This window comes from Steroidobacter sp. (assembly GCF_036402275.1).
In the GTDB taxonomy this organism is placed as follows: Bacteria; Pseudomonadota; Gammaproteobacteria; order Steroidobacterales; family Steroidobacteraceae; genus Steroidobacter.
Genome location: NZ_DASWTF010000034.1, coordinates 183,332 through 208,662, shown reverse-complemented (window position 1 = coordinate 208,662; position 25,331 = coordinate 183,332). Strand labels below are relative to the sequence as shown.

Below are 25,331 nucleotides of genomic sequence, written 5' to 3'. Positions count from 1 at the left end.
ATGCTCGGTGCGACTCAGGTCGTTGGCGCTTTGACCCACGTCACAGAAATGGCAAAGTGGCGGCGCTATATCTGCCTCACCTTCTCATTGCGGTTCCACGCCATGCAATCGCGCAAGCTGCACGCCCTGATCGCCTTTGCCTTGTTTGTATTGGCCGCGACTGTCTATGCCGCCTTGTCGGGCAATTCAGTCGATCTATGGCGCGTGGCGCTATGGAGCATCGTCGGCGTCGGCAGCTACATGATGCTGTCGCAGCTGTTCGGCTTCGATCCGCACCGCACGCGCATCGCCGAATGCGCGCCGGCATACATGCACTACGTGGATCGTTGGGAGCTACGCCTCGGGCAGGCGACGTTGTCCATGCTCGGCGGCATCGTCGTCGCCGCCCGTTTGTTCGACGCCGAACATTTCGTTACGGCGGTCGTCAGCGGCACGCTGTCCGCGTGGACTTACTTCGCCTTTCGGCTGTACGTGGGCGGGTACCGGGCGCGCGCCGCGGTCGCGTCGGGTCAGAACAAAATCTAATCAGTGCGCCGGCGGCGGGTTCTCGAGCAGGAACAACTCGTAACCGACCAGCACGAGATAGCAGGCCACCACCAGGTACAGCAGCAGCTCGCCTGGAAACAATCTGAACAGCTTCATCCGCGCGCACGCCACCAGCACGGCCGCGCCTAGACTGGTCAAGCCCAGCTTGATGACCGCGAACCAGCCCAGATTGTGTGGCACGAACAGCGCCATCACCGGATTCACTTCATTCGCGCCCTGCGAGATCAGCAGCAGCGTCAGCACGCCGTCTAGCGTCGACAAGCCGAGGATCAGGAGCACCAGCGCCAGCACGCGCGGCGAATGCCAATCGACGATGGCATAGGCGTGATCGGTTGCACGCCGGCCGGAACGGCGGCGGGGATTCAGGGCGCCACGCAAATAGGCCGCCACGGTGTGATGCCGACGCTCGACACCGCTACGACGTTCTGGAGTGACGCGTTCCTTTGCGTGCATGGACTGTAAGAGGCCTCGACTCACATTGCTTCAGCGAAGCCAGTGTGAGCGAAGCGTACCGGACGATGGAGTCGAGTTACCGTAATCACTCGACAAAATAATGTCGTGACCGACGGGAACAAATGTCGAAAGGGCCTCGGCCTCTTCGACCGGAGGGCGAGTAGAAAACCACTCCGGGAGTTGGCAATTGCTTGCCGGTGCGGAACCGCAGGGGGATGACAGTCGCGCACGCTCCCGGAGTGGGAAGACGGGGCGTCACTCAGATGAATGACGCCATTCAGATTGTGATGTGACGATCTCGAATCAGCGGGCCGCCAGCTTCTGCGCGATCGGCTTGCCGTTCAGCGCGATTACTTGACCGCTACGATCGACCAGGCAGGTGCCGCGAGCCAGGTACTTGCCGCTCTCGACGCCCTTGGCGCTGACGATGATCTTGTAGCCGCGCGAGTAAATCGCGAGCGGGCTCGACACCGACGCTTCCTTCTGCACGCGCACCGGCTGCTCCTTGGGCAGGTTGGAGGCGACGAAGGCGTTGATGCACGAATCCATCGCGGCGTCGTAGTCGTGCGCCTGGCTGGCGAACGGCGCGGCGAGCGCGAGGGTGGCAAGAGCGATAGAAACAGACTTGTTGATACGAGCGTTCATCACAGTGATCTCCCAAAGTTGGTTACACACCCCCGGGAAACATGTCGTTGTCGAATGGGGCCACTGTAGGGCCCGCCCAGCACGCCGACAAACGAGAAGAATTCATGCTGGCAGCAAAAGCGCTCATGCAGGCAATCCCCGATGAGCGCGCACGCGCTTCGCTGCGCCAGAAGAAACAAAACAGAAATATTTATTAGCTGAGGAAATAGCATCGGGCCCACGCCCATGCGTAGGCCGAGCAATGATGCCAGGCGGGAATATTTCCTTAGAGCGAGAGCCCGATCACGCCGCGACGCTGAATTCCTCGATCAGCCACTGCCTGAGCGCCTTGACGTTGGGCCGCTCGGCGTCTTCCCTGCGCAGGATCAGGTAATAGCTCTCGCCCGTCTCCAGCTCGCGATCGAACAGCTTCACCAGCGTGCCTTCCGCGAACCGGTCGTTACCGAGACGTGACGAAACGAGTGCGACGCCGACGCCGTGCTCGGCCGCCTCCGCCGCGGTGTTCATGGAGTCGAAGCGCACGATGCTCTTGGGCCGCAGGTCGATGCCGTGCGTTTGCGCCCATCGCTCCCAGCTGTCGCGACGCGCCTCGTGAATGATCAACGTATGTTTGTTCAGGTCCTGCACCGCCTGGATGGGCAGACGCTGCAACAACGCCGGCGAGCACGCCGGCACGAAGGTTTGCGAGAACAGCTTGCACCAGTCGTGATCGTTGTCGTGTTCCTCTTCCGGTGACGTGTCCACGACGATGGATAAGTCCGCCTCGGCTGGATGCGACTCCAGGGTGCCGGCGACGGTATTGATATGTACGTCCATCTCGGGCCGCGCTTCGAGAAACGACGGCAGGCGAGGCAACAGCATCTCGGTGGCGAAGAACGGCGGGATGTGCAGGCGAACCACATCGCGCCCATAACGAATCCGTAACTGCTCGGTGACCGCCTCGAGCCGGGAAAACACTTTTTCCAAGTGCTGAACGTAGCTTTCGCCGGCCTCGGTCAAGGTCAGCGAGCTGGGGCCGCGCTCGAACAGGGCAACGCCGAGCTGCTCCTCCAGCCCCTTGATCTGATGGCTCACCGCCGAGGGGGTGATGCACAGCTCCTCGGCCGCCTCTTTGAAACTCAGGCGAGTCGCGGCGACTTGGAACGTCTTCAGGAACTTCAGGGAAGGCAGGCGCATGGTCGAAGGCCGGTGAATCGGCGGCACGGGAGGGGGCAAGGATGTCATGCCCTTGTTACAGCAAGTCTTGTGCCGTTGGCATGGGAATGGCGGATTCCATGGACTGGAACCGCCCACGAACCGCGGCCAGTCGTGGCCGCCGCCCCATGCACAGGCAGCCGCCATGAAACACGTGCACTTAGAGTGCGGTCAAGCAGTTAAGTCACGGTTTGTTCACAGATCGTGCAGGTGGCGGATTCACTTGGCCGGAATCTCGGCAGCCGCGTAAGTCAGCGGCACGGCGGCTTCCGGCGCCAACACACGGAATGTGAAGCTCTGCTGCAAATACAGCAGCACCGAGCTGCTGGTGTGGTCGAGATAACCCACAGAGAAATCCTGGCCGACGATCAACTCGAAGTCGCCGCCTCGCAGGCTCATCACCACCGCGCCATCGACCGCCGGCGCCCAGACGATGGGACCGTCGACCAGCTCGCGCACATGATTGATGACTGGATAGCCCCGCAGCGTGCTGCGAGTCAGCCCGGTGTAACAGCGTGGGCCAAGCGCGATTCCATAGGGACCGCTGACGCCTTCGCTCCGCAATCGATGGGTAGCTTCGGCGACCACGTCGGGATACGCGCCGAAGTCGGATGGAATCGTCAGACCCTGATTGGCCGCGGCGGGAAAGATCCCCTCGATCTCACCGGCAGGATAGCCTTGGAAGATGGCCCGATCTTCGGCGATCGCGGCTGCGCGGGCCGCGTTACGCACCGAGTCCAGATCCGGATTGGTATCGCCGCGCCCGATCGCGTCGAGCTCTTCGCGATCCACCTCGAAGGGAATGCGAATCTCAATCAACGGCAGCGACAACCGCAGCCTGGACACCACGCCTTCCTGCAACGATGGCGACAGCGTGCGCGTCCGACCGGTCGAGACCGACGAGCAGTTCCAGCCGAGCGGGCCTTTGAAGTCCACCAGCCGGCGCGCCGCCAGCAGCGTTTGCAGCGTGCGCTTGGCCTCGGCGTCGATTTCATTCCACGCTTCGGCGGCGATGGGCGCGTGATCGCGTAACAGCTCGTTCATGGTTCGATTCCCATGCGCCCCATGTGGCGGATCGGACTCTGCTGCTCGCCGCGCAAGCTGCCGATGCCCAGACAGCCGTCGCCGTTGCCCTTACCGCCGCCGTCCTCACCGGCCGATTCAGCCTCTTCCTCGATTTCGAGCAAGGGCTTATCGGTGAACAGATACGTGCGCAAATGCTCGTCGAGCTTGGGATCTTTCCGCCGCAGCCATTCGAGCACCATGGCCGCGTGCTCTTTTTCCTCGTCGCGGTTGTGCGCCAGGATCCGTTTGAGCTCGGCGTCGGTGGCGGCGTCGATGCGCTGGTCGTACCAGTCCACCGCTTCGAGCTCTTCCATCAGCGAGGACACGGCGCGATGCCGGTCGATGGTCTCGGGGCGCAGCGCCTTGGCGCTCTCGTGCAGGGATTCGCTTGCCATGGGGCCTTCAGCTGTTACGGCTTATAAGTCAAACCAGTACGCATGAGGCCAGCCACGGTTCCGCGCCAGACATGAATAGCGCGTAACCGCTTCTTCACGAAGTTCAGCAGGATTGTGGCTTGCGTTCCGGCCGGCGCTTCGCCTATTACTGGACAGTGTTCGAGCGGCTGTTCACTCATCCCCTCTGGGCGTATCGAACCGGCACGTTCGCGTTTGCGAACGCATGGCCGATAGGGCTGCTCGTAACCTCGATTCTGGTGGGCGCGGCGCTGGTCGCCTGGACGCTGTGGCGGCGGCGGGCGCTGGGTTGGCAGCTATTGCTGCCGGTCGGCGTGCTGCAGACGGCGCTGATCGCATTGATCCTGTGCCTGTTGTGGCGGCCGGTCCTGAACGTCGAGCGGGTTCGGGACCGTGAGAACGAGCTGGCCATCGCCGTCGATGCCTCCGCCAGCATGGCTTACGGCGAGGGCGGGCAATCGCGGCTTCAGGAAGTCGCCGCCGCCTTGCGGAACGACACCCTGCAGGGGCTGGAAAAAACCTTCGCCGTACGTTTGTTCGGTTTCGCGCAGTCCACTACGCCGCTGGATTCGCTCGAAGCGATGCCGCCGCCCGGGCGGCAGACGCGTATCGGCGACGCGCTCACTCAGGTCCTGCAAAGTGCTGGCAGCGCTCCACTGGCAGGAGTGATTCTGTTCAGCGACGGCGCGGAGAACGGCAATACGCTGAGCGAGGAGCGACTCGCCGAGATCGCCTCGTACGGCGTGCCCGTTCACACTGTCGGCCTTGGCCCCGAGCAGGTGACGGACGATCTCGAACTGGAACGCGTCGAAGTGGCCAGCTCGGCTCCGGCGGGCTCGACCATCGATGCGCAGATCGGCATTCGTCACAACGGCGCGGCCCAGGCAAGGCTGCGTGTTTACGATCGTGACAATCTCGTCGCCGCCCGTGACGTGAAGCTGCGCACCGACGCCGCGACCACCCAGCTGTCACTAGATCTTCCCGCCGGTCAGGCGGGCACTCATGAGTTGCGCTTCGTGCTCGATCCCATCGAAGGTGAGCGCAACGTGATCAACAACACGCGCACGCGCGTAGTGAATGTGCCCGCCACTCGACGCAACATCCTGTACGTCGAAGGCGAGCCTCGTTGGGAATACAAATTCCTGCGGCGCGCGGTCGATCGCGATCGCGCGTTACGCGTCGCGAGCATCGTTCGCACCACGCCCAATAAACATTACCGCCAGGGCGTGAATTCCCCCGACGAACTGGTGGACGGCTTTCCTTCGGATCCCGCCGAGCTGTTCGGTTACGAAGCAGTCATCATCGGCAGTTACGAAGCCGCGGCGCTCCGAGCCGAGCAACACCGGTTGCTGAAAGAGTTCGTCGATAAGCGCGGCGGCACGGTGCTCATGCTGGCCGGGCGCTACGGTCTTTCAGCTGGCGGCTGGCAGAACGCGGCGTTGGCACAGACGTTGCCCGTGCAACTCACGGGCCGACAGCCGGCGCAGTTCGTGCAACGTCCGGCGCAGGCGCAGCTCACCATCTATGGCGCCGAATCGCCCATCCCGCGGCTGGATGGGGATGCCCGGCGCAACGTGGACCGCTGGAAGAATCTACCCCAGCTCGCCGATTACCAGTCGCTGGGACGCCTGAAGCCCGGCGCCATCGTTTTGTTGGAAGCAAATGGCCCGCAGGGGCGTTCACCATTGCTGGTGTGGCAACACTATGGCCGCGGCGCGACTTATGTATTGGCCACCGCCAGCACCCTGCGCTGGCAGATGCGCATGCCGTCCGAGGATCAGAGCCACGAAATGTTCTGGCGACAGCTCATGCATGCCATTGCTTCGACGGCCCCATCGCGTGTCACCGTGAACAGCGAGCGTACGGTGTATGAGGACGAGCGCATGGTGCGGCTGGAAGCCGAAGTCCGCGACGAGCGCTTCGAACCCATCAGCAATGCCACTGTCGAATTGCATGTGGCGCCGGAGCGCGACGCCGCGTTCAGCCAGATCATGCAACCCTCCGGGCAGGGCGACGGCCGCTACACGGCGACCCTCGATGCTGCCTCCGCCGGCCTGTATCGCATCGAGATGAATGCACGCGCCGAGAACAAAGAGGTCGGGTCCGCCGTGACGCATGTGTTGCGTAACGACGGCGTGGCCGAGCACTTCGCCACTTATCAGCACCGCGATCTTCTCGAACGTATCGCCAACGCCACCGGCGGACGTTACTGGCCGCTGAGCGATCTCGACGGCCTGGCCGGGGCGATTCCTTATTCCAAGGCCGGCATCGTCGAGCGACAGACGCTGGATTTGTGGAACTTGCCCATCGTGTTTCTGACGCTGCTGGCGCTGAAGTTGGGCGAATGGCTGTTGAGATTGCGCTGGGGGCGGCTGTGAGCACACCGTCCTTCCCTCGCCTCGCCCTCACATCGTTCATCGCCCCAATTATAGGTATGGCGGCGTTGCCCGCCTCCGCTGCCACTTACACTGTCGTCGTCGCGGGTCTGGGCGGCGAACCGGCATATGAACAGAAATTTCGCGAGCATGCCGCGATCGTTGCAAGCGCCGCCCAGGCGGCAGCGGGCAGCGCCGGCAATGTGATTTCGCTGACCGGCGATGCGGCGCGCGCGGAAGCCGTCAGACGGGAAATCAAACAACTCGCCTCTCGCATGAACGCCGACGACTCCGCGGTCGTGGTGCTCATCGGTCACGGCAGCTATGACGGCGACAACTATCGATTCAATCTGCCCGGCCCCGATCTCACCGATGCCGATCTGGCGAGGTTGTTCGACGAGCTGCCGGCGCGGGATCAATTGATCATCAACGCCACCAGCTCCAGCGGCGCCGTGATCGAACGCTGGCAAAAACCCCGGAGGGTCGTGATCACTGCCACCAAGAGCGGCGGCGAGCGAACGGCCACGCGTTTTGCGGAGTACTGGGCAAAGGCGGTCGCGTCCGATGCCGCCGACACCAACAAAGATCAGGTCGTCACCGCGGCCGAGGCTTACGCCTTCGCGACCAGTCAGGTCGAAAGCGCGTTCAAGGCGCAAACCGCGATGGCCACCGAGCATGCGCGCATCGAAGGCGATAACGCGGGCCGCTTCACCCTGGCCCGGCTCGGGACCGCGGCGCTGGCGCCGGACAATCCCGAAGTGGCGGCGCTGCTGTCGCAACGAGGCTCGATCGAGCAGGACCTCGACCGGGTGAAGGAGCAGAAGGCGTCGCTGCCCGAGACTCAGTATTACGATCGGCTCGAAGAAGTGCTGGTGCGCCTGGCCCTGCTGCAAAAAGAGATCGATTCCAAAGTGGGCGGAGGCGCGACGCCATGACGCGGCAGCTGACGGTCGCATTGGTTCTGTCACTGGTCGCCGCCGCGGCGAGCGCACAGTCCATCGACTACGATCCCCGGCGCGCCGTCGAGCTGCGTCCCTGCGACGATCATCGTTATCGGGGCCGCTCCGATCAGGCGCGCACTTGTTATTCGAAGCTGCTCGAATCGGAAACGCCCATCGTGCAAGCGGAAGCGGCCTGGGCGTTGGGAGACATCAAACGCGCCAACGAGATCTTCCGCATTACTGTGCAGAACAATGAGCGGGCCGTGCAGCCGCGAGTTCGTTGGGCGCGATTGTTTCTACAAACGCATCAGTACTCCGACGCCGCTGAATTGTTCGGCGAAGCGCTGCGGGTGTTTCCAAACGACGTGCACGCCAAGCTCGGGCTCGCGGGCGTCTACGCCGAGAGATTCGAAGGCCAGGCGCGGCCTCTGGTCGACGAGGCGTTGAAGACCGACGGCGATCTGATCGAGGCGCATCTGCTCACCGCGTCGATGGATCTCGAAGAGGGCAAGCTCGACGACGCCGAGAAGGCGCTCGATCGCGCCATGCGGCTCGTGAGCAAAGAGAAGTTGCCGCCGCTGGAAGTCTATGCGCTGCGCGCATCGCTGGAGATGTCTCGCGGCAACACGCCCGATCAGTGGGTCAAGCGCATTCTCGACTACAACCCACGCTACGGCGCGGTGTATGAACAGCTGGCGCACTTCGAGATCATGCGTCGTCGTTATAAAGAAGCGACCGCGTTACTGCGTCGGGCCGTCGAAGTGCAGCCGGATCTTTGGAGCGCTCATGCGGAGCTGGGCTCGAACCTGCTGCGATTGGGAATCGTCGACCAAGCTCGCACGCACCTGCAGGCCGCGTACTCGGGCGATCCCTATAGCCCGACGACGGTGAACTCTCTGCGCCTGCTGGATCGAATCGACGAGTTTTCCGTCAGCGTCGATCCCGTGACGATCGTGAACGACACGTTCGACGTTCAGCTGCGGCTCCACAAGAAAGAAGCGGACGTCCTGCGTCCGTACGTACTGAATCTCACTCGACGCAGTATCGAAAGCTTCTCGCAACGTTACGGGTTCAAGTTGCGCGAGCCCGTGACTGTCGAGATGTATCCGGATCACGATGACTTCGCCGTGCGTGTGGCGGCGTTGCCGGGCATCGGTCTGCTCGGCGTCACATTCGGTTATGTGGTCGCTATGGACAGTCCGTCGGGGCGTGCTCCTGGCGATTTCCATTGGGGCAGCACGTTGTGGCACGAGATGGCGCACGTGTTCACATTGGAAGTCACGGATCATCACGTGCCACGCTGGCTGAGCGAAGGCATCTCCGTATTCGAAGAGTGGCGCACCGGCCCGACTCCGGGCGTCGCGGTGCCGCCGGAAGCCATCGCCGCGCTCGACAAGAAACAATTCCTGCCCATCGCCGAGCTGGACTCGGGCTTCATCCGCCCCAGCTATCCGAATCAGGTGCAGGTGTCGTACATGCAGTCGGGCCTGGTCTGCCTGTTCATCGAGCAGCGCTGGGGCTTCGAGCAACTCGGCGTGCTGCTGCGGCAGTTCGACGGTAAGCGCTCGACCGCCGCCGCCATCGAAGCGACGTTCAAGATCGCGCCGGATGCGTTCGACAAGGACTTCGATACGTTCGTACGAACGCGGTTCGCGAACGTGCTCGCCAACATGAACGAATGGCAGCAACAGCAACAGGCCGCGCGTCAGGCCATTCAGAAGGAGCGCTGGGCGGACGCGGTCGAGCCGGCTCGCCGCGCGGTCGCGCTCTATCCCGAGAATGTCGGCGGCGACAGTGCTCATCTGATGCTGGCTCGCGCGCTCGACAAGCTGAATCGCCGGTCCGACGCCATCGTCGCGCTTGAAGCCTATCGACGCGCCGGCGGATGGGATCCGGGTGCGCTGAAAGAGCTGGGGCGTTGGCTGGATGAAGCCGGGCGCACCGACGAGGCCACCGATGTATTTGTGTCGCTGAACTACGCCGACCCGCTCAACACTGAATTGCACTCACAGCTTGGCGAGCGTTTGCTGAGCGCCGGCCGCGCCGAAGACGCTTTGCGCGAGTTCCAGGCGTTACTTGCACTCAATGTGCTGGATCAAGCGCCGGCTCACTATGGCGTGGCGCGCGCGCTGCGCGAGCTCGGTGACAAAGCCGGCAGCCGCCGCCATTTACTGGACGCGCTCGCCACCGCCCCACATTACAAGCCTGCGCAAGCCCTGCTGCTGAAAATGATCGAGGAGCGTACTTGATGAATGCCGTCGCCAACGAGCAGGACACCGCTGCGCTAGTGGAGTTGTTCCGTAATCGCATTGGCGCGATTCGCGGTCAGGTCCAGCGCGTCATCGTCGGACAACAGGAAGTCGTCGATTATCTGCTGTTGACGCTGCTGGTCGGCGGCCATTGTTTGATCACAGGCATGCCCGGCACGGCCAAGACGCTGCTGGTGAAAACGTTGGCGTCGGCGCTTGGCTTGTCGTTCAAGCGCATTCAGTTCACGCCCGATCTCATGCCCACCGACGTGACCGGCACCGACATCATCGAAGAGGACATCACCACCGGCCATCGCCGCTGGACCTTCGTGCCCGGTCCGCTGTTCGCCAACGTGCTGCTGGCCGACGAAGTGAATCGCACGCCACCGAAGACCCAGGCGGCGCTGCTCGAAGCCATGCAGGAACATTCGGTGACAGTGCGTGGCACGACTCATTCGCTCGGCGAACCGTTCTTCGTGCTGGCTACGCAGAATCCCATCGAGCTGGAGGGAACGTATCCCTTGCCCGAGGCGCAGCTGGATCGCTTCCTGTTCAACGTGCTGCTCGACTACCTCAGCGTCGAAGATGAAATGGAAGTCGTCGATCGCAACACCTCGCGTTTGGTCGGCCCGGCGGTGGAGTCCTGCACCAATGCGGATGAGATCGTGAAATTCCAATGGCTGGTGCGACAGGTGCCCCTATCCACCGAAGTCAGGCGCAAGGCAGTGGAGATGGTTCGCGCGACTCGGCCGCGTGAAGCGAATGCTCCTGAAGCCGTGCGCCGCTATGTTCGTTACGGCGCCAGTGTTCGCGCGACTCAATTCCTTTGTCTCGCCGCGAAGGCCCGCGCCTTGATGGAAGGGCGGTATCACGTCACTGACGACGATCTGCGTGCGCTGGCATTGCCGGTGCTGAGACATCGTGTGCTGACCAACTACCAGGCGGAGTCCGACGGCCGCAGTGTCGACGAAGTGTTGCGTGAGGTCATCGAGCTGTGAACGCCGCAGCCTCCAATCGCTTGCTGCCGCCGGAAACGCTGGCCGGACTCGCGAATCTGGAGCTGATCGCGCGCACTGCCGTGGAAGGCTTTCTCACCGGCCTGCATCGCTCGCCGCATTACGGGTTCAGTCAGGAGTTCAAGGAATATCGCGCCTATGTGGAAGGCGACGATCCCCGCTTCGTCGATTGGAACGTCTTCGCCCGCACCGAGCGCACTTACATTCGTCGCTACGAAGGCGAAACCAATACGCGCCTGATGATTCTGCTGGATGCCAGCGCCTCCATGGGCTACGGCTCGCATTCGATCACCAAGCTGCAGTATGGAAAGTATCTCGCCGCCGCGCTCGCGTATCTCGCGGCCCGGCAGCACGACCCGGTCGGGCTGATCGTTTTCGATGAAAAGGTGCGCACCTTCCGCCCGGCCACCAGTCGCGCGGGCAGCTTGATCGCGATGATTCACGCCATCGACGCAGTGACGCCGGGCAATGGCACGGATCTGGAAGCTTGTTTCCAGCGCTTCGGTGAGCATCTGTCACGTCGCGGCCTGGTAGCGGTGATCTCCGATCTGTACTGCGATCCCGAAGCCATGAGCAGAGCCGTGCAGCCGCTGGCTTATCGTGGTCACGACATCATGCTGTTCCAGCTGCTCGATCCGCAGGAAATGCGGCCGAACTGGCGCGAGTCCGTGTTGCTGAAGGACATAGAGACCCAGCAGACCCTCAATGTGTCGCCCGAATTTCTCGCCGGAGAATACCAACAGCGTCTCGAGCGGCACCTCCAGTCGCTGCGTCGAGCAGCGGCCAATGTCGGCGCACATCAGCTGTTGATCACCACGGACGAGCCGCTCGACAACGCCTTACGACGCTACCTGCTGCTGCGGGAAGGGCGGACGTAATGTTTCTCGCGCCCGCGTTCCTTCTGGGATTGCTCGCCATCGGCGTACCGCTGTGGCTGCATCGCGTGGCGCGCGCCAATCCGACACAGCATCCATTTGCCTCCCTCATGCTGCTGGAGGCAAGCGAAACACAGCGAACCGCGAAGCGCACGCTGCGTTACTGGTTGTTACTGGCGACTCGCATTTTGTTGCTGATCGCGCTGGTGCTGGCGTTCGCCGGACCGTTGCTGACGGCGCGCATGGTGCCGCAGCCGAATGCCAACGCGCAGTTGCATGCCATTCTGCTCGATAGCTCGTTATCTATGCAGCACGGGACTCGATGGCAGCAGGCGCTTGAAGCAGCCGAGCGGGTGCTTGCCGACACGCCCTCGTCCGATCGCGTGATGCTGCTGGCTGGTTCTGGCCGACAGATTGCAGTCATCAACGAAAGCACACCGGCAGGCAACGCAGGCGCATTGCGCGCCTCGCTGAGAAATCTCAAGCCGGGCATCGAGCGGCTCGATTACGGATACGCGATGAGCACCGCCAATTCGTGGCTCGGCTCGCCGCGGCCCAAAGTGGTGTTGCATTTGATCTCGGACTTCCAACGTAGCGCTGCGCCGCTGCGCTTCGCCGATCTGCAGTTGCCCGCCCAAACTCAGCTGGCGATGCATGACGTGAGCGACCCGACTGCCGGCAACATCTATATCGCCAATGCATCGCTGCAGCCCGCCGATACACATTCGCTGCAAGCAATGGTCGGCAACTCCGTGACACAGCCTCAACAGCGCGACGTGATTCTGCTCGTCGACGACAAGGAAGTGTCGAGAAAAACCGTGACGCTGCCCGCGGCCGCGGCGCAACCCGATCTCGTAGCGGGCGAAGGCGGCAATGCATCTGGCGCCGACTTGCCACTTCAATCGACGCCGCAACCCGTCAGCAGTAGCGGAATCTCGTTTACCCGAGTGATCTTCAGCGATGTGAATCTCGGCTCCGGCGCGCATCGCATCGAAGTGCGGCTGCAGCCCGGCGATCAGTTGCCTCAGGACGATCGGTTCTTTGCAGTCATCGAGCAAGCCGATCCGGCGGCGTTGCTGATCTCGCGAGATACAGAGGCTGATGACTCCGCCTACTTCGCCGCGGCGATCGGTTCGCTTTCCGCGCCTCGGCTGACGGTCGAGCAGCGAGTCGCGAATTCCATGGACCCGACCGGGCTCGGCAAATATTCCTTGATCGTCATCGCCGATCCGAGCGCGCTGTCCAACAGCGTCGCCCGCCGCATTCATTCTTATGTGGCTGCCGGTGGCTCGGTGCTGGCGACTCTGGGTGAAGAGCCCGACAAGGACAGCCTGCTGCTGGGTGACCTGAACAGCGGTGAGATGCGTAACCGGACCGGCAAAGTCGGCGAAGTGACCAGCACTCATCCGGTGCTGCGGGAAGCCGCCGATTGGAATCGAGTGCGATTCTTCCGACAGCGCTCGATCGAGCTGGGCGCCGACGACAAGACCTTGATCGCGCTGGACGACGGCACTCCTCTGCTGATCGAGCGCACCCTGGGCGCCGGACGCATGCTGATCCTGACCGTGCCGGTGGATCGTCGCTGGAACGACCTGGCCATTCATCCACTGTTCGTGCACTTCATTGGCGCGGCCGCAGGCTATCTGACGCGGACCGAGGCCGGCGCCGCGAGCGCTCTGGTCGGCTCGACTGTCACCACCGGATTGACCGGGGGCGGCGGCGGGCAGATATTCGATCCACAGGGTCGTCGGGTGCTGGGTCTGGCGCAGAGTACGACGGACCGCTTGATTCCCGATCAGGCCGGGTTTTACGAGATTCGCGGCAGCGAAGGGGCGCGCTGGCTGGCGGTGAACGTGGACGCCCGTGAATCGGATCTCACCACGTTGCCTCCGGACTTCGTCGCACGCTGGCAGGCGTTGCGAGTGCAGGAGCCGACGCCCGCGGTTGCCGCGGCTGCAATTCCCGAAGCCACACCGAAATCCTTCGGCCCCTGGCTGTTGTGGCTGGCGGCCATCCTGCTGCTGGCTGAAGTGCTACTGGCGAATCGCCATCTGGCCATTCGTCGCGAGGTGCCCCAATGACCTCACGTGAACGACTCGAAAGCTACCTGGCGTCGTTGCGCCGGCGGCTGCAAAGTCACATCTATCTGCGCGCGGGCGCGGCTGCCGCGGCGGGCACTTTGTTACTTACCTGCGGCGCTGTCTGGTTGTTCAACCGCCAGGACTTCGCGCCGTCCATCGCGATCTCGGCCCGCGTCGCATTGGTTGTTTTGTTGGCGGCCGTGGCGGTGCTCCTGCTTTGGCTGCCGCTGCGACGGTTGGCGCGCGATGAAGGCTCACGAGTTTTCGAAGAGCGCCTGCCCGAAGAGCATGGGCGCATTCAGACTTATCTCGACAGCAAGCAACGCGAAGCTCGAGGCATGGCATCGCCGCTGATCGAGCTGCTGGCCGCCGACGCGGCCAACATCGCCGAGAAGACTCCACCGACATCGATCGTTTCGCCGCATCGTTTCCTGGCAGCCGCTGCACTGGGCGGCGGCGCTGTCATCGCGCTCGCTCTGTTGCTCACCGTCGGGCCATCTTACTGGGGCTTCGGCAGCCGGCATCTGCTGCTCGGCGCCGAGTTGCCGCGGGAAGCGATCACGTTGAAGAGCGTCACCGTTCAGCCCGGCAACGCGACGGTGAGGCGCAATAGCGATGTGGCTATTCGAGCCACAGTCGCTGGCTTCCAGCCGGAACAGACTCAGGTGTTCGTGCGGTTCGCCGATCAGGAGCAATGGGAAGCCGCGCCCATGCGGGCGGCGGAAGAGGGGCTATACGACTTCAAACTTTACGCCGTGCGTGGCCCGCTGACTTACTACGTTGAGGCGGACGGCATTCGTAGCGGCGAGCACAGTATCGGTGTGGTGGACCTGCCGCGCATCGAACGGGTGCGACTGACGTATTCGTATCCGGAGTGGACCGGGCTCGATTCGTTGACCGATGAAGAATCGCGTGACATTCGCGCAGTCGCGGGCACTGACGTCAAGGTCGAAGTGTTTGCCGACGCCCCGCTCGATGCACCCGCGCTGATCGTCGACGGACGCAGCCAGGAACTGGAGCAGGAAGGCCGCGCCAATGTCGGCACCATCGCGGTCAGCGAGCCCGGCTCTTATCAGATCGGCGCTCGCGTCGCGGATGAGTTCGTCGCGCTCAGCGATGAGTACACCATCGAGATCGTCGCCGACGAAAAGCCCACCATCGAGATTCGCAAGCCCGGTCGTGACTGGCGCGCCACCAGCATCGAGGAAGTGCCGGTTCACATCCAGGCCGAAGACGATTTCAAGCTGCGCGATGTTTCTTTGCTGTACTCGGTCAACGGCGGCGATTGGAAAAAAATGCCGGTGGCCGGCAATACCCGACGCAGCGAGAACCAGTCGCTGTTGAGCATGGAAGAGCTCGGCGCCAAGGCCACCGATGAGCAACGGCTCGTACCGGGCGACCTGGTGTCCTATTACGCTGTCGCCAAGGACCGCAAGCAGACCGTGCAGACCGATCTGTTCATGGTGCAGGTCCAGCCGTTCGAGCGAACGTTCAAGCAAGGTCAGGGCGCGGGGGGTGGCGGCGGTGGTATGGCCGACGAGCAAGGCGCGATTTCGGAGCGGCAACGCGAGATTCTGCTCGCGACCTGGAATTTGCAACGAAGCGACGAACGCAATACTCGCTCGCGCGAGCAGTTGGAAGACAGCGCGCGCATGCTGGCCGACTTTCAAACTACTCTGTCGCAGCAAGCTCGCACGCTGGCGCAGAGAACTCGCGCCCGCATGGATACCGAAGCCGACGAGCGGGTGAAAACATTCGTCGAAAGCCTGGAACGCGCGGCAGGATTGATGGAGCCGGCCGCGGGTCATCTGTCGGCCTTTCGTTTGCAGCAAGCCGTGACGCCTGAACAGCAGGCGCTTCAGCAACTGCTGCGCGCTGAATCGGCGTTCCGCGAAGTGCAGGTTTCCATGCAGCAGGAAGGCAGCGGCGAGGGCTCGCAGAACGCGCGCAACTTCGCCGAGATGTTCGAGCTTGAAATGGACGTCGAGAAGAGCCAGTACGAAAGCGAGTCGCAACTGTCGCAGCAGAACAATCAGCAGGAGATGAGCGAGGCGATTCGCAAGCTCAAGGAGCTGGCCGAGCGGCAGGAAAAACTGGCGCAGGAACAACGTAACGCGCAGGCCCTGCAGGAACAGCGCTGGCAGCAGGAACAGTTGCGGCGGGAAGCGGAAGATCTGCGTCGCCGCCTCGACGCGCTGAATCGTCAACAGCAGGCTTCGTCACAACAGCAACGCCCGGGAAATTCCTCGAAGCAGGGGCAGAGCGGCTCGAGCTCGGGCGCCGGCCAGAGCAGCCAATCCCGGGAACGCTCGGAGGTGGAGCAGGCGTTGCAGTCCGTCAACGAGGCGCTGGAGAACATGAAGGCCGCTAATCAGTCGAACGGCGAGGATGACCCCAAGGGCACGCAGTCCGCGCGTGAGGCGAGCAAACATTTGCGCCAGGCGCTGCGGCAGATCGACAAGCCCGAATCTTCGCGGTTGGACGAGGCGCTCGAACAGTTCGCCGATCGCACTGGCGAGTTGCTCGAAGATCAGCGGCGCATCGAAAGCGAGCTCTACAAGGCCCTGTCGCAGGGGAATGAATCGAGCTTCCGCGCCAGCGGCCGTGGCGGTCTGAGTCAGCGCAGCGTCAAGGATCTGGTCGAATCCAAGCAGCGGATGGCGGATGAGCTGTCTTCGCTGCAAGGGGATATGCGCGGCGCCGTGCATCAGCATCGGGCCAACACGCCGAAGAGCACGCAGCGCTTGAGCGAAATCGTGCGCGACATCGAAGGCTCCGATGTGATGTATCGATTGAACCGCAGCGCCGCCGAAATCTACTACGGACGCGCTCGCGAAGCCGCGCCCCGCGAAGGATTGATCACCGATGCGCTCGAAACGCTGGAGCACGACCTGCGGGAAGCCGCGACTCAGGCGTCGAGCGAACGCTCGCGAAAGCGCGATACCGCGACGACCGAAGATTTGCTGGCCCAGGTCGCCGAGCTTCGCCGCGCCGTGAGAAGCGCACAGCGCAGTGGCGACGAACAGGGCGACGGCGCCCAATTCGATGAACAACGCGATCAGCAATCCCAGAACGGCCGCGACGGCGAGCAAGGCGATCGTGCCGGCGCTGGCAAAGCTCGAACTGCGCAGCTGAGCGAGCAAAATCAAAACGGCGGCGACAACAGCGAGGGCCAGCAGTCCGACGGCAGCAATGGCGCTCCGGGCTCGCGTGAAGGCGGCACATCGCAGCGGCAAAGCTCTCGCGGCGGCAGCGCTGGCGCACAGAATGGCCTCTCCGCGTGGAATCCGATCGTTCCCGCGCGAGGGATCAACACGCTCGAAGATGGTCGGGGCTCGCTGGCTCGCCAGACGTCCGCCATCAGCCAACGCATTCGCGATATCACCAATCGCATGAGCAGCGACGAGCTCACGCCCGCCGAGCTGGACGCTCTGCGCCGCCAGGCGAATCAGTTGCGACGTTTGAATGGCGATCCCATGGCCGAGCAGGGCGAGGCCATGATGAAGATCATCGATCAGATCGAGCTCACTGCCTTGAATGCCGCGACTCGCGCGCGAGGCGACAAACCGGCGCATGCAACGTTGCCGTCGCCGGATTCGCAGCGTTATCGCGAAGCCGTGGCCGAGTACTACCGACGGTTGGGGAATCGCTGACCTTGAGAGTTTTCGGCGCGGATCATGAGGAACCGGCTTCCACTCTCGTTACTGGCCACTTACGCCGCCTTCGCGACGCTGGCCGCGCTCGCCGGCACGAATCTCATCACTGGTGACGGCGGCCGCTCGTCCACGCCGCCGGATCTGTCACGACTCAATCTGGTCCGCGCCATTTACGATAGCGAAGGCGGCATGGGCGAAGCGTATTACGCGTACGACGGTCGTGTGTGGGCGCGCTGGGAGACAGACTTTCCCGAAGGCGACGACAACTTCGGCCATCGGCTCAAGCAGCTGACTCGCATCCATGTCGCTCCCCAAGCTTCGAGCCGACTGCTGACCGCGCCCGATCTCGGCGACTTTCCGATGCTTTATATGTCCGACCCGGGATACATGGTGATCTCCGAGGCGGAGCGCGCCGCGTTCGAAAATTATCTCGCCCGCGGCGGCTTCGTCTGGGTCGATGACTTCTGGGGCGACGCCGAGTGGCAGCAGTTCGCCAATGTGATGCGCACCGTCCTGCCGAATCGCGAATGGCGCGTGCTCACGCCGGAGCATCCCATCTTCCACACCGTGTTCGATCTCCACGAGATGCCGCAGATCCCCGCGCTGCCTTTCGCCAGCCCCGGCGGCAGCACGGCCGAGTCGCCCGGCGCGCACAAGTTTCCCGCCGGCTCGCTCGACACGCCACAGATGCGTGCCTGGCTGGACGACGATGGCCGTATCATGGTGCTCGCCACTCACAACACCGATGTCGGCGACGGGTGGGAGCGCGAAGCCTATGGCGATTGGTACTTCGAGACCTTCTCCACGCGCTCCTATATGGTCGGCGTGAACGTAGTTGTGTATGCAATGACCCACTGAGCGCCGCCGGCCATCATGTCCAATGTCATCAATCTGAAAAAAGCCAAACAACAACGCGCCGACGGCAAGACGCTATGCTCGTCGGGCTTTCACAAGTGGGAGCTCCTTTCCGGCCGACGCTTCGACGTGAAGCAAGGCAAGCTGGTCAGCACCGAGCGCTGCAAACGTTGCGGCGAGGAACGCATCAAGCTGACCTGAGGCAGCTTCGGCCGCCGAACCAGACTCTCCTGCCGGCCTCACTGTCGCACGCGCGTCCGATAGGGAAGGCATACTACCGGCGATGGCAGCTGAAGCAGACAAGATCCACACGGACATCGACTCGACGCGCTCGCGTTTCACGCTGGCGTACGCCTGGCTGGCGGGGCTCGCGATCTACGGCGTCGCCATCTATATCGCGAACAATGCCGTGCAGGTGTGGATCAACGATCTCGCCTGGACCGTCGCTGCCGCGGCCGCGACTTACTTCTGCTTTTGTACTTCCCGCCAGGTGGAGCAGGAGCGTCGTCGCGCCTGGTCGACGATCGCCCTCGCCTGCGGCAGCTGGCTGATCGGGCAACTGCATTGGAACTACGTGCAGCTGGTCTTGAAAGTGGCGCAGCCTTTTCCAAGCGTCAACCAGATCTTCTACACGGGCTTCGCCTTGCTGGTGGTCGCCGGCGTGATGATGTTGCCCGAGGCCCGGCACCGGGAGCCATTTACTCTGAAGCATGTCGGCAACCTTGGGCTCGTCACTTGTTGCCTGGCGATTACGGTGGTGCTGGGCATGCTCGAGCCGGCGCTGCAGAACCAGAGCGTCACCGGTACTTTCCTGTGGTTGGGCGTGGCGCATACGGTGCTGGTCGCGGGAACGTTTTTGTCTACCCTCAGCGCTCTGTGGACGTTCCGCTGGGGCTCGTCATGGACGCCGATGCTGTTGCTCGTGTTCGCGACCAGCATCTATGCGATCTCCAACTTCGTGTATGCGCATGCGCTGCTGACCCAGAGCTATCTGGCGGACGACCTGGTCAACGTCAGCTGGCTGGCGATGTTCGGCCTGCTCGCGGCGGCAGCCTACGAGCAGGCTTGGTTGAGCAAGCGCGAGCCGGGCGACATCAGACAAAGGATGCAGACGCGCGAGCGTTGGCTCGAGGCGGTGATGCCGGCGCTGTTGATCGTCATCATGGTGGCCGTGGCGTTGAGCAGCACCGCTACGCTAACGCCTCGGGTCATCTGGCTCTCGGCCAGCATTTTTATTCTGTTCGCCGTCATCCTCGGCGCCCGCGAGGCATGGATTCAGAACGAGTCGCAGCAGCTGACGGATCAGCTGGTGACGGCGAATCAGCAGTTGCAGGATGCGAATGTGGAGCTGCGTCACAGCGAGGCTCGTTACCGAGAGCTCACGACCGTGCTCGAGCAACGCGTGGGTGAGCGTACGACCGAGCTGAAGCGCGCGTATGAAGAGCTCGAAGGCTTCTCGTATGCGGTCGCCCACGACCTGAAAGCGCCGTTGCGCGCGATCAATGGCTTTGCGCACTTGTTCGAGCAGGAACTACAGGGTCAGCTCACCGACCGCGCCCGCGAGCATCTCTCGCGGATCCGCAATGGCTCGCTGAAGATGTCGACACTGATCGACGATCTGCTGTCGTACTCACATATCGATCGCCGAGGCATGCAAGCCAGTGTCGTGAGCTTGCCGTCGCTGGTGGATCAGGTGTTGAGTCCGTATCAGGATGAGGTGCAACGTCGCGGCATCGTGTTGACCGTCGTGGTCGAGCCGATGACGGTGCGTGTCGATGCGAGTGGCTTGGCTCTAGCCTTGCGCAACTTGGTGGAGAACGCGTTGAAGTACACGCGCGATACCAAGAGTCCACGCGTCGCCGTGGTCTGTCGGCGCAAGGATGGCGGCGTCTCACTGGCCGTTACGGACAACGGCATCGGCTTCGACATGCAATATCACGACCACATCTTCAAGCTGTTCCAGCGACTGCATCGTGACGATCAGTATCCCGGCACCGGCATCGGCCTCGCGCTGGTGCGCAAGGCCGTCGAACGGCTCGGCGGTCGCGTGTACGCGCAGAGCAAACCCGGCGAGGGCGCGACGTTTACCATCGAGCTGCCGGGTTAAGCGGTCGCTCGTTTCCAGACTTCTTCGAGGCGTGCAGGGATGGGTTTGTAATCCAGCATGCGCACGACCAGCAGCGTTCCGGCCAGCGCTAGTATCGATCCCGCAGTGAATGCCGCCGCGTACCCAGTGGCGTCCGCCAGCGCGGCGCCGGTGAAGTTGCCGATCGGGCCGACGAGTACCACCAGGCTGGCGAACAAGGTGTAGTCGGTGCCGGCGTGCTTGGGGTCGGACGCGTCCATCATCAATGTGAACAACGCGACGGTCGCCATCGTGCCGATGATGCCTTCGAAGATGGTCGCGACCCAGAGCAAGGTCGTTCCGCCTATTCCCATGGCAGCCACGATGTAGAGCGTGTACGAGGCGGCTTGCGCTACGCCGCTCGCGAGTACAGCTGTACGCCTTCCGGCGCTGAATGCGAGCCAGCCGCCGATGACCGCGCCGAACAGACTGGTGGCGGAACCGACGGTGCCTTTCATCAGAGCGATGCTTTCTTTATCCATGCCCTGATCGATCAAGAACGGGCCGAGCAGCGTCGCCACCATCTGATCGCCGAAGCGATACAGGAAAATGATGAGGGCAAAGCGCAGGATGCCGGGCGTCAGCAAGCGCTGCATCCAGCCGATGACGAGCTGCGCAGCGGTGTGCTTTGGGCCTTCGCTCGCCGGCCCCGATTCCTTCAAAGCCAATGTGGGTACGGTCGCGAGAGCGAGCAAGCCCGCCATGCAGAGGAAGGTCACTTCCCAATTGGTGCGTGCGAATACGGTCAGCAGCAGGCCGCCGCCGAGAATCATGCCGAAGCGATATGCGCCGACCTGGATAGCGTTCGCCAAACCACGCTCCCGCGTGTCGAGCATGCGCACGGCGAGGCCGTCGGTGATCACGTCCTGTGACGCAGCCACGGTGCTAAAGACGAACGCAGCCACGATCATCGGCAGCAGCCCTTGGCTTGGATCTGCCTGCGCCAGGAGCAACGCTGCTACGATCGAGGCAAACTGAAATCCGAGCAGCCAGGCTCGCCGCGACCCGGTGTAGTCGAGCGCGGAGGCCCAAAGAAACTTGAGCACCCAGGGCAGGTACAGAAAATTCAGGGCGGCGATCTGGGTGAGCGAATAACCTGCCTCTCTCAGCAATACCGGCAGCGCCAGCGTGAAGAACCCGAACGGCAGACCCTGCGCCATGTACAGGGCGATCAGCAACGTGACCTTATAACTGCGGGACATCCCGGCCTCGCGAAGCAGAAGTCGTTGCGTATCTTATCTGTTCGGAAGGAGGCAGCCTCGGTGGCTCGCACGCCGCCGAGATGGGGTACCTCCTCCCGGCACCGCGCACCCGCCTCCGCCACGCTGTCGCGTGTCGGCCTGCTTGTACGTCCATGTAGCTGCTGCTCCGACCAACTTCCTGTTGGATCGAAGCTGCTGGGAGGAGGTACCCCACCTCGACGACGTGCCGAAACGTTGGTTGGATGCGGACGCTAGATGCGTCGGCTGGGCGCCTGTCTGCAAAACCTCTCGTCTTTGCGGTTGGAAAGGGGGGGCGAGCGAGGTTGTGTTACTGCGCCGTCCAGCCGCCGTCGAGGACGAGGCATTGCCCGGTGATGTTTCGGGCGGCGGGGCTGAGGAGGAATTCGACGGTGCCGATCAGTTCGTCGGTGGTGATGAACTGCCGTTTGGGCATGGGCTTGAGCATGATTTCTTCGACCACCTCCTGCTCGGTCATGTGGTGAGTCCGAGCGAGGGACGCTATCTGTGCATCCACCAGAGGAGTCTTCACATAGCCAGGGCACACCGTGTTGATCGTGATGTCCGCATCGGAGGTCTCCAAGGCAACGGTCTTGCTGAACCCAACGAGACCATGCTTCGCGGCCACATATGCGCTCTTGAACGGTGACGCCACGAGCCCGTGGATGGATCCGATGTTCACGATGCGGCCAAAGTTATTCCGCCGCATCGATGGCAACGCCACCCGTGTGAGCAGCGCTGTCCCTGTCAGCATCACGGCAATCAACAGCTGCCACTTCTCCGGCGGAAACTCCTCCAAGGGCGAGACGTGCTGCAACCCCGCGTTGTTGATCAGCACGTCCGGCGCATCGTCACGCAGTGACGAAAATGCAGCCTCGATCTGCCCAGCATCGGACAGATCGAACGCCAACGTTCGCACCGACGGCAAATCCTTTTGCAGCGAATCGAGCGCCGCCTGCTGCAAGTCGCAGGCGACCACCCGATGACCGGCAGCCGCGAAGTGCTGGGTCAGCGCCAGCCCGATGCCGCTGGCGGCGCCCGTGATGAGAATGCGATGTTTGGAAGCCATGAGCCGTCGATCAATAGCGGTACGTGGCCGTCACCGACACCGTGCGCGGCGGGCCGTAGAAGCCGATCTGGCTGAAGCCACCCGTCGGGCCCGCGGTGCCGAAGTCATAACCGGCCACGCGATATTCCTCGTCCAGGATGTTCTTGCCTTCCACGGCAAAGCGCCAGGTCTCATTCGCCGTCGTGTAAGCGACACCTAGATCCAGCAGGTCATAAGCATCCTGATCCGTGATGCTACGGGTCGTGTTGGCCACCTTTGTGGCGCTCCGATACTGATAGCCCGCATGCAAACTCATGTCGCCCGCGCCAAGAGACCATTCATAGGTCGCGCCGAGGAACGTCGTCCAGTCTGGCGAGTTGATGGGTTCATTGAGGCCGCTGATATCCACTCGGCAGCCGGGCGTCGGCGTCGGACACGCCGTGAAGAACTCCTCGAACTCCGCATCCAGATAGCCGACATTCAGCACCAGCGTCAGTGCCGACAGTGGCCGCCACATCGTCTCCAACTCGACACCCTGATTCAGCTGCTTGCCTGCATTGAGCACGGCCGTGGCGTTGGTGGGGTTGCCATTGACCAGCACGAATTGCTGAGCGGTGACCTGGATGTCTTCATACGGCGTATAGAACGCGGTGAGATTCAGCTGCAGGGTGTCGTCGAACCAGGTCGACTTCATGCCCACTTCGAAGTTGTCCGCCGTCTCCGCATCGTAGCCATTCACCGTCGTCGGATTCGCGAGCTGATTGCCGCGCATGTCGAAGCCGCCGCTCTTGAAGCCCTCCGCATAGCTGAAATACAGCATCAGATCGTCGTTGAGCCGGAAGTCCATCCCCAACCGGGGCGACACGTTCGAGAAGCTGCGGTCGTTGGTGTAATTGCTTTGCACGGCGACCAGCGAGAAGCCCGGCGGAACATTGTTCTCGTCGAACAAAGTCGCGTTCGGCGCAAGCACGCCGCGGTACTGGGCGACGAACACTCTCGCCTCTTTGTCATCTTCGTTCCAGCGCGCGCCGACGTTCAGGTTCAAACGATCGGTGAGCGGCCAGGTCGTATCGAAGTACACCGCGATGCTATCGGTATCGACGCTGCCCTTGGTCAACGAAGTGAGGCCCAGCGAGCCGAGCGACGCATCGAAAGCGCCTTCAGCCTGCCCGGTGAAGTAATAAACGCCGGCCACGCCTTTGACCAGATCGCTGGTGTACGTGAGTTGCACTTCGCCGCTGCTCTGATCGTCGCTGTACTGCGCCGGCACCTGAAACAGGTTGGCGTTCAGCTCGTCGAAATCGATGAACTGCCGGCCGTCGCCCTCGCGATACGCGCCCACGATTTTCAGATCCAGCGCGTCGGTCAGCGTTTGCGTGTAGGTCGCCGCGATGCCTTTATTGATGAAGCGGTCGCGATCCACCGGCATGTCGGTGCGCTGATCGTATCGATCGCTGAGCCGCGGATGGAATGTGCCGGCCGCCGGGCCGGCCGGCAGCGTGGGCACGGTGAGATTGTTCAGGCGTTGACCGCCCGTCGCATTGGAGTTGTCCTGCACGGTGTCGGCAAGAATCCGCAGCTTGGAGCTGTCGCCCCAGACGAACGTCGCGTTGGCGCGCGCGGCGAGCACGTCCTTGTCCGAAACGTCCTGGCCGACTCGGTTGTACAGACGCGCACGGCCGTCGTCGACGATCTCGCCGTAGCCGTCACGCCGCAGATAAGCCACTGCCGCGCCCAGAAAGACGTGCTCATCGACCACCGGCATGGAACCGCCGACCTTGATCTCGCGCTGGTTGTAACTGCCGCCCGTGGCTGAAACATTCAGCGCCGGCTCGTCGGTGGCGATGTCACGAGTCACGTACTTGATGGCGCCGGCGATGGTGTTCTTGCCGTACAGCGTGCCTTGCGGACCGCGCAGCACTTCGATGCGCTCGACATCGTAAACATCCAGCAAGGCGCCCTGCGGACGCGCGATGTAAACGTCATCGATGTAGATGCCTACACCCGGTTCGAAGCCCCACAGCGGATCGTTCTGACCCACGCCGCGGATATAAGCGTTGATGGTGCTGCTCGTGGCTCGACCCGCGTTCACTTTGATGTTCGGCGCGAACGCGGTCATGTCCTCGAGCGTGCGAACGTTTTGAGTCTGCAGTTGATCCGCGGTCAACGCGGAGATCGCCACAGGCACATCCTGCAGGCTCTCTTCGCGACGCCGCGCGGTGACGAGGACACTTTCGATACTGGTGGCCGATTCATCGTCCACTGACTGCGCACTGGCCGACAACGGCAGCTGGGTGGCAAGGACGGCGGCGATCGACCATCGCAATGCGCCGCGAGCAGCAAAGGCGTTCATGACTCCCCCTAATGACCCGATTTCGATCCGACGACCGCTCAAGCCTGATTTATTCATCAGTTGATGATTATTGGCGAGATTGCCTCTCGCCGGGCCCGCTTGTCAATTATTCATCAACTGATGAATACTGGCCTGCAGCCGCCGTGGAGGGAAAAAGCCCGCTAAAGCGGTATGCTGACAGGGGATTTTCCTAGCCAGGCCGCCAGCCGTGTCGACCCGAC

Annotated in this window: 19 protein-coding genes; 11 read left to right on the top strand and 8 right to left on the bottom strand. The window is 62.7% G+C overall.

What is annotated here, in order from left to right:
- The first annotated feature begins 102 nt into the window (after positions 1-102).
- Complete coding sequence (locus VGD45_RS18690; protein WP_331156858.1) at positions 103-525, top strand: hypothetical protein; 423 nt, start codon at positions 103-105, stop codon at positions 523-525.
- Here the strand turns inward: VGD45_RS18690 and VGD45_RS18685 are convergent, their stop codons facing one another.
- From VGD45_RS18685 to VGD45_RS18665, 5 genes are all read right to left on the bottom strand, one after another.
- Complete coding sequence (locus VGD45_RS18685) at positions 526-999, bottom strand: DUF5658 family protein (protein WP_331156857.1); 474 nt, start codon at positions 997-999, stop codon at positions 526-528. It abuts the gene before it with no gap.
- Between the two features lie 303 nt (positions 1,000-1,302).
- Positions 1,303-1,644 carry a hypothetical protein gene (locus VGD45_RS18680; RefSeq protein ID WP_331156856.1) on the bottom strand — a complete coding sequence of 114 codons (342 nt, stop codon included), beginning with the start codon at positions 1,642-1,644 and terminating at the stop codon, positions 1,303-1,305.
- Positions 1,645-1,926: 282 nt separating this feature from the next.
- The gene (locus VGD45_RS18675; RefSeq protein ID WP_331156855.1) at positions 1,927-2,868 is read right to left on the bottom strand and encodes a LysR substrate-binding domain-containing protein; all 942 of its coding nucleotides are present in this window, start codon (positions 2,866-2,868) and stop codon (positions 1,927-1,929) included.
- Between the two features lie 189 nt (positions 2,869-3,057).
- A complete protein-coding gene (locus tag VGD45_RS18670) occupies positions 3,058-3,882 on the bottom strand; it encodes a family 1 encapsulin nanocompartment shell protein (protein ID WP_331156854.1) in 825 nt (274 codons plus the stop codon).
- Positions 3,879-4,298: a ferritin-like domain-containing protein gene (locus VGD45_RS18665; RefSeq protein ID WP_331156853.1), complete on the bottom strand. Its 420-nt coding sequence runs from the start codon at positions 4,296-4,298 to the stop codon at positions 3,879-3,881. The genes VGD45_RS18670 and VGD45_RS18665 overlap by 4 nt, the downstream gene beginning before the upstream one ends.
- A gap of 119 nt (positions 4,299-4,417) precedes the next feature.
- Here VGD45_RS18665 and VGD45_RS18660 point away from each other — a divergent pair, with 119 nt between their 5' ends.
- The 10 genes from VGD45_RS18660 to VGD45_RS18615 all read left to right on the top strand — a co-directional run bounded on the left by VGD45_RS18660 (position 4,418) and on the right by VGD45_RS18615 (position 20,471).
- Complete coding sequence (locus VGD45_RS18660; RefSeq protein WP_331156852.1) at positions 4,418-6,694, top strand: hypothetical protein; 2,277 nt, start codon at positions 4,418-4,420, stop codon at positions 6,692-6,694.
- Positions 6,691-7,626: a hypothetical protein gene (locus VGD45_RS18655; protein ID WP_331156851.1), complete on the top strand. Its 936-nt coding sequence runs from the start codon at positions 6,691-6,693 to the stop codon at positions 7,624-7,626. Before VGD45_RS18660 ends, VGD45_RS18655 begins: the two co-directional genes overlap by 4 nt.
- Positions 7,623-9,881: a tetratricopeptide repeat protein gene (locus tag VGD45_RS18650; RefSeq protein ID WP_331156850.1), complete on the top strand. Its 2,259-nt coding sequence runs from the start codon at positions 7,623-7,625 to the stop codon at positions 9,879-9,881. The genes VGD45_RS18655 and VGD45_RS18650 overlap by 4 nt, the downstream gene beginning before the upstream one ends.
- The gene (locus VGD45_RS18645; protein ID WP_331156849.1) at positions 9,881-10,879 is read left to right on the top strand and encodes an AAA family ATPase; all 999 of its coding nucleotides are present in this window, start codon (positions 9,881-9,883) and stop codon (positions 10,877-10,879) included. Before VGD45_RS18650 ends, VGD45_RS18645 begins: the two co-directional genes overlap by 1 nt.
- The gene (locus tag VGD45_RS18640) at positions 10,876-11,775 is read left to right on the top strand and encodes a DUF58 domain-containing protein (protein ID WP_331156848.1); all 900 of its coding nucleotides are present in this window, start codon (positions 10,876-10,878) and stop codon (positions 11,773-11,775) included. The genes VGD45_RS18645 and VGD45_RS18640 overlap by 4 nt, the downstream gene beginning before the upstream one ends.
- Positions 11,775-13,853: a BatA and WFA domain-containing protein gene (locus VGD45_RS18635; RefSeq protein WP_331156847.1), complete on the top strand. Its 2,079-nt coding sequence runs from the start codon at positions 11,775-11,777 to the stop codon at positions 13,851-13,853. Before VGD45_RS18640 ends, VGD45_RS18635 begins: the two co-directional genes overlap by 1 nt.
- Positions 13,850-17,506 (top strand): hypothetical protein, encoded by a 3,657-nt coding sequence (locus VGD45_RS18630; RefSeq protein ID WP_331156846.1) that lies wholly within the window; start codon positions 13,850-13,852, stop codon positions 17,504-17,506. Before VGD45_RS18635 ends, VGD45_RS18630 begins: the two co-directional genes overlap by 4 nt.
- 24 nt (positions 17,507-17,530) lie before the next feature.
- Positions 17,531-18,367, top strand: a complete 837-nt coding sequence (locus VGD45_RS18625) for a DUF4159 domain-containing protein (protein ID WP_331156845.1) — start codon at positions 17,531-17,533, stop codon at positions 18,365-18,367.
- A 15-nt stretch (positions 18,368-18,382) separates the two neighbouring features.
- Positions 18,383-18,565, top strand: a complete 183-nt coding sequence (locus VGD45_RS18620) for a hypothetical protein (RefSeq protein ID WP_331156844.1) — start codon at positions 18,383-18,385, stop codon at positions 18,563-18,565.
- 82 nt (positions 18,566-18,647) lie between these two features.
- Positions 18,648-20,471 (top strand): sensor histidine kinase, encoded by a 1,824-nt coding sequence (locus VGD45_RS18615; RefSeq protein WP_331156843.1) that lies wholly within the window; start codon positions 18,648-18,650, stop codon positions 20,469-20,471.
- Here the strand turns inward: VGD45_RS18615 and VGD45_RS18610 are convergent.
- The 3 genes from VGD45_RS18610 to VGD45_RS18600 form a co-directional block, all read right to left on the bottom strand.
- Complete coding sequence (locus VGD45_RS18610; protein WP_331156842.1) at positions 20,468-21,691, bottom strand: MFS transporter; 1,224 nt, start codon at positions 21,689-21,691, stop codon at positions 20,468-20,470. The genes VGD45_RS18615 and VGD45_RS18610 overlap by 4 nt on opposite strands.
- 328 nt (positions 21,692-22,019) lie before the next feature.
- Positions 22,020-22,778 carry a 3-hydroxybutyrate dehydrogenase gene (locus tag VGD45_RS18605; RefSeq protein ID WP_331156841.1) on the bottom strand — a complete coding sequence of 253 codons (759 nt, stop codon included), beginning with the start codon at positions 22,776-22,778 and terminating at the stop codon, positions 22,020-22,022.
- A 10-nt stretch (positions 22,779-22,788) separates the two neighbouring features.
- Complete coding sequence (locus VGD45_RS18600; protein WP_331156840.1) at positions 22,789-25,110, bottom strand: TonB-dependent receptor; 2,322 nt, start codon at positions 25,108-25,110, stop codon at positions 22,789-22,791.
- Positions 25,111-25,331 lie beyond the last annotated feature (221 nt).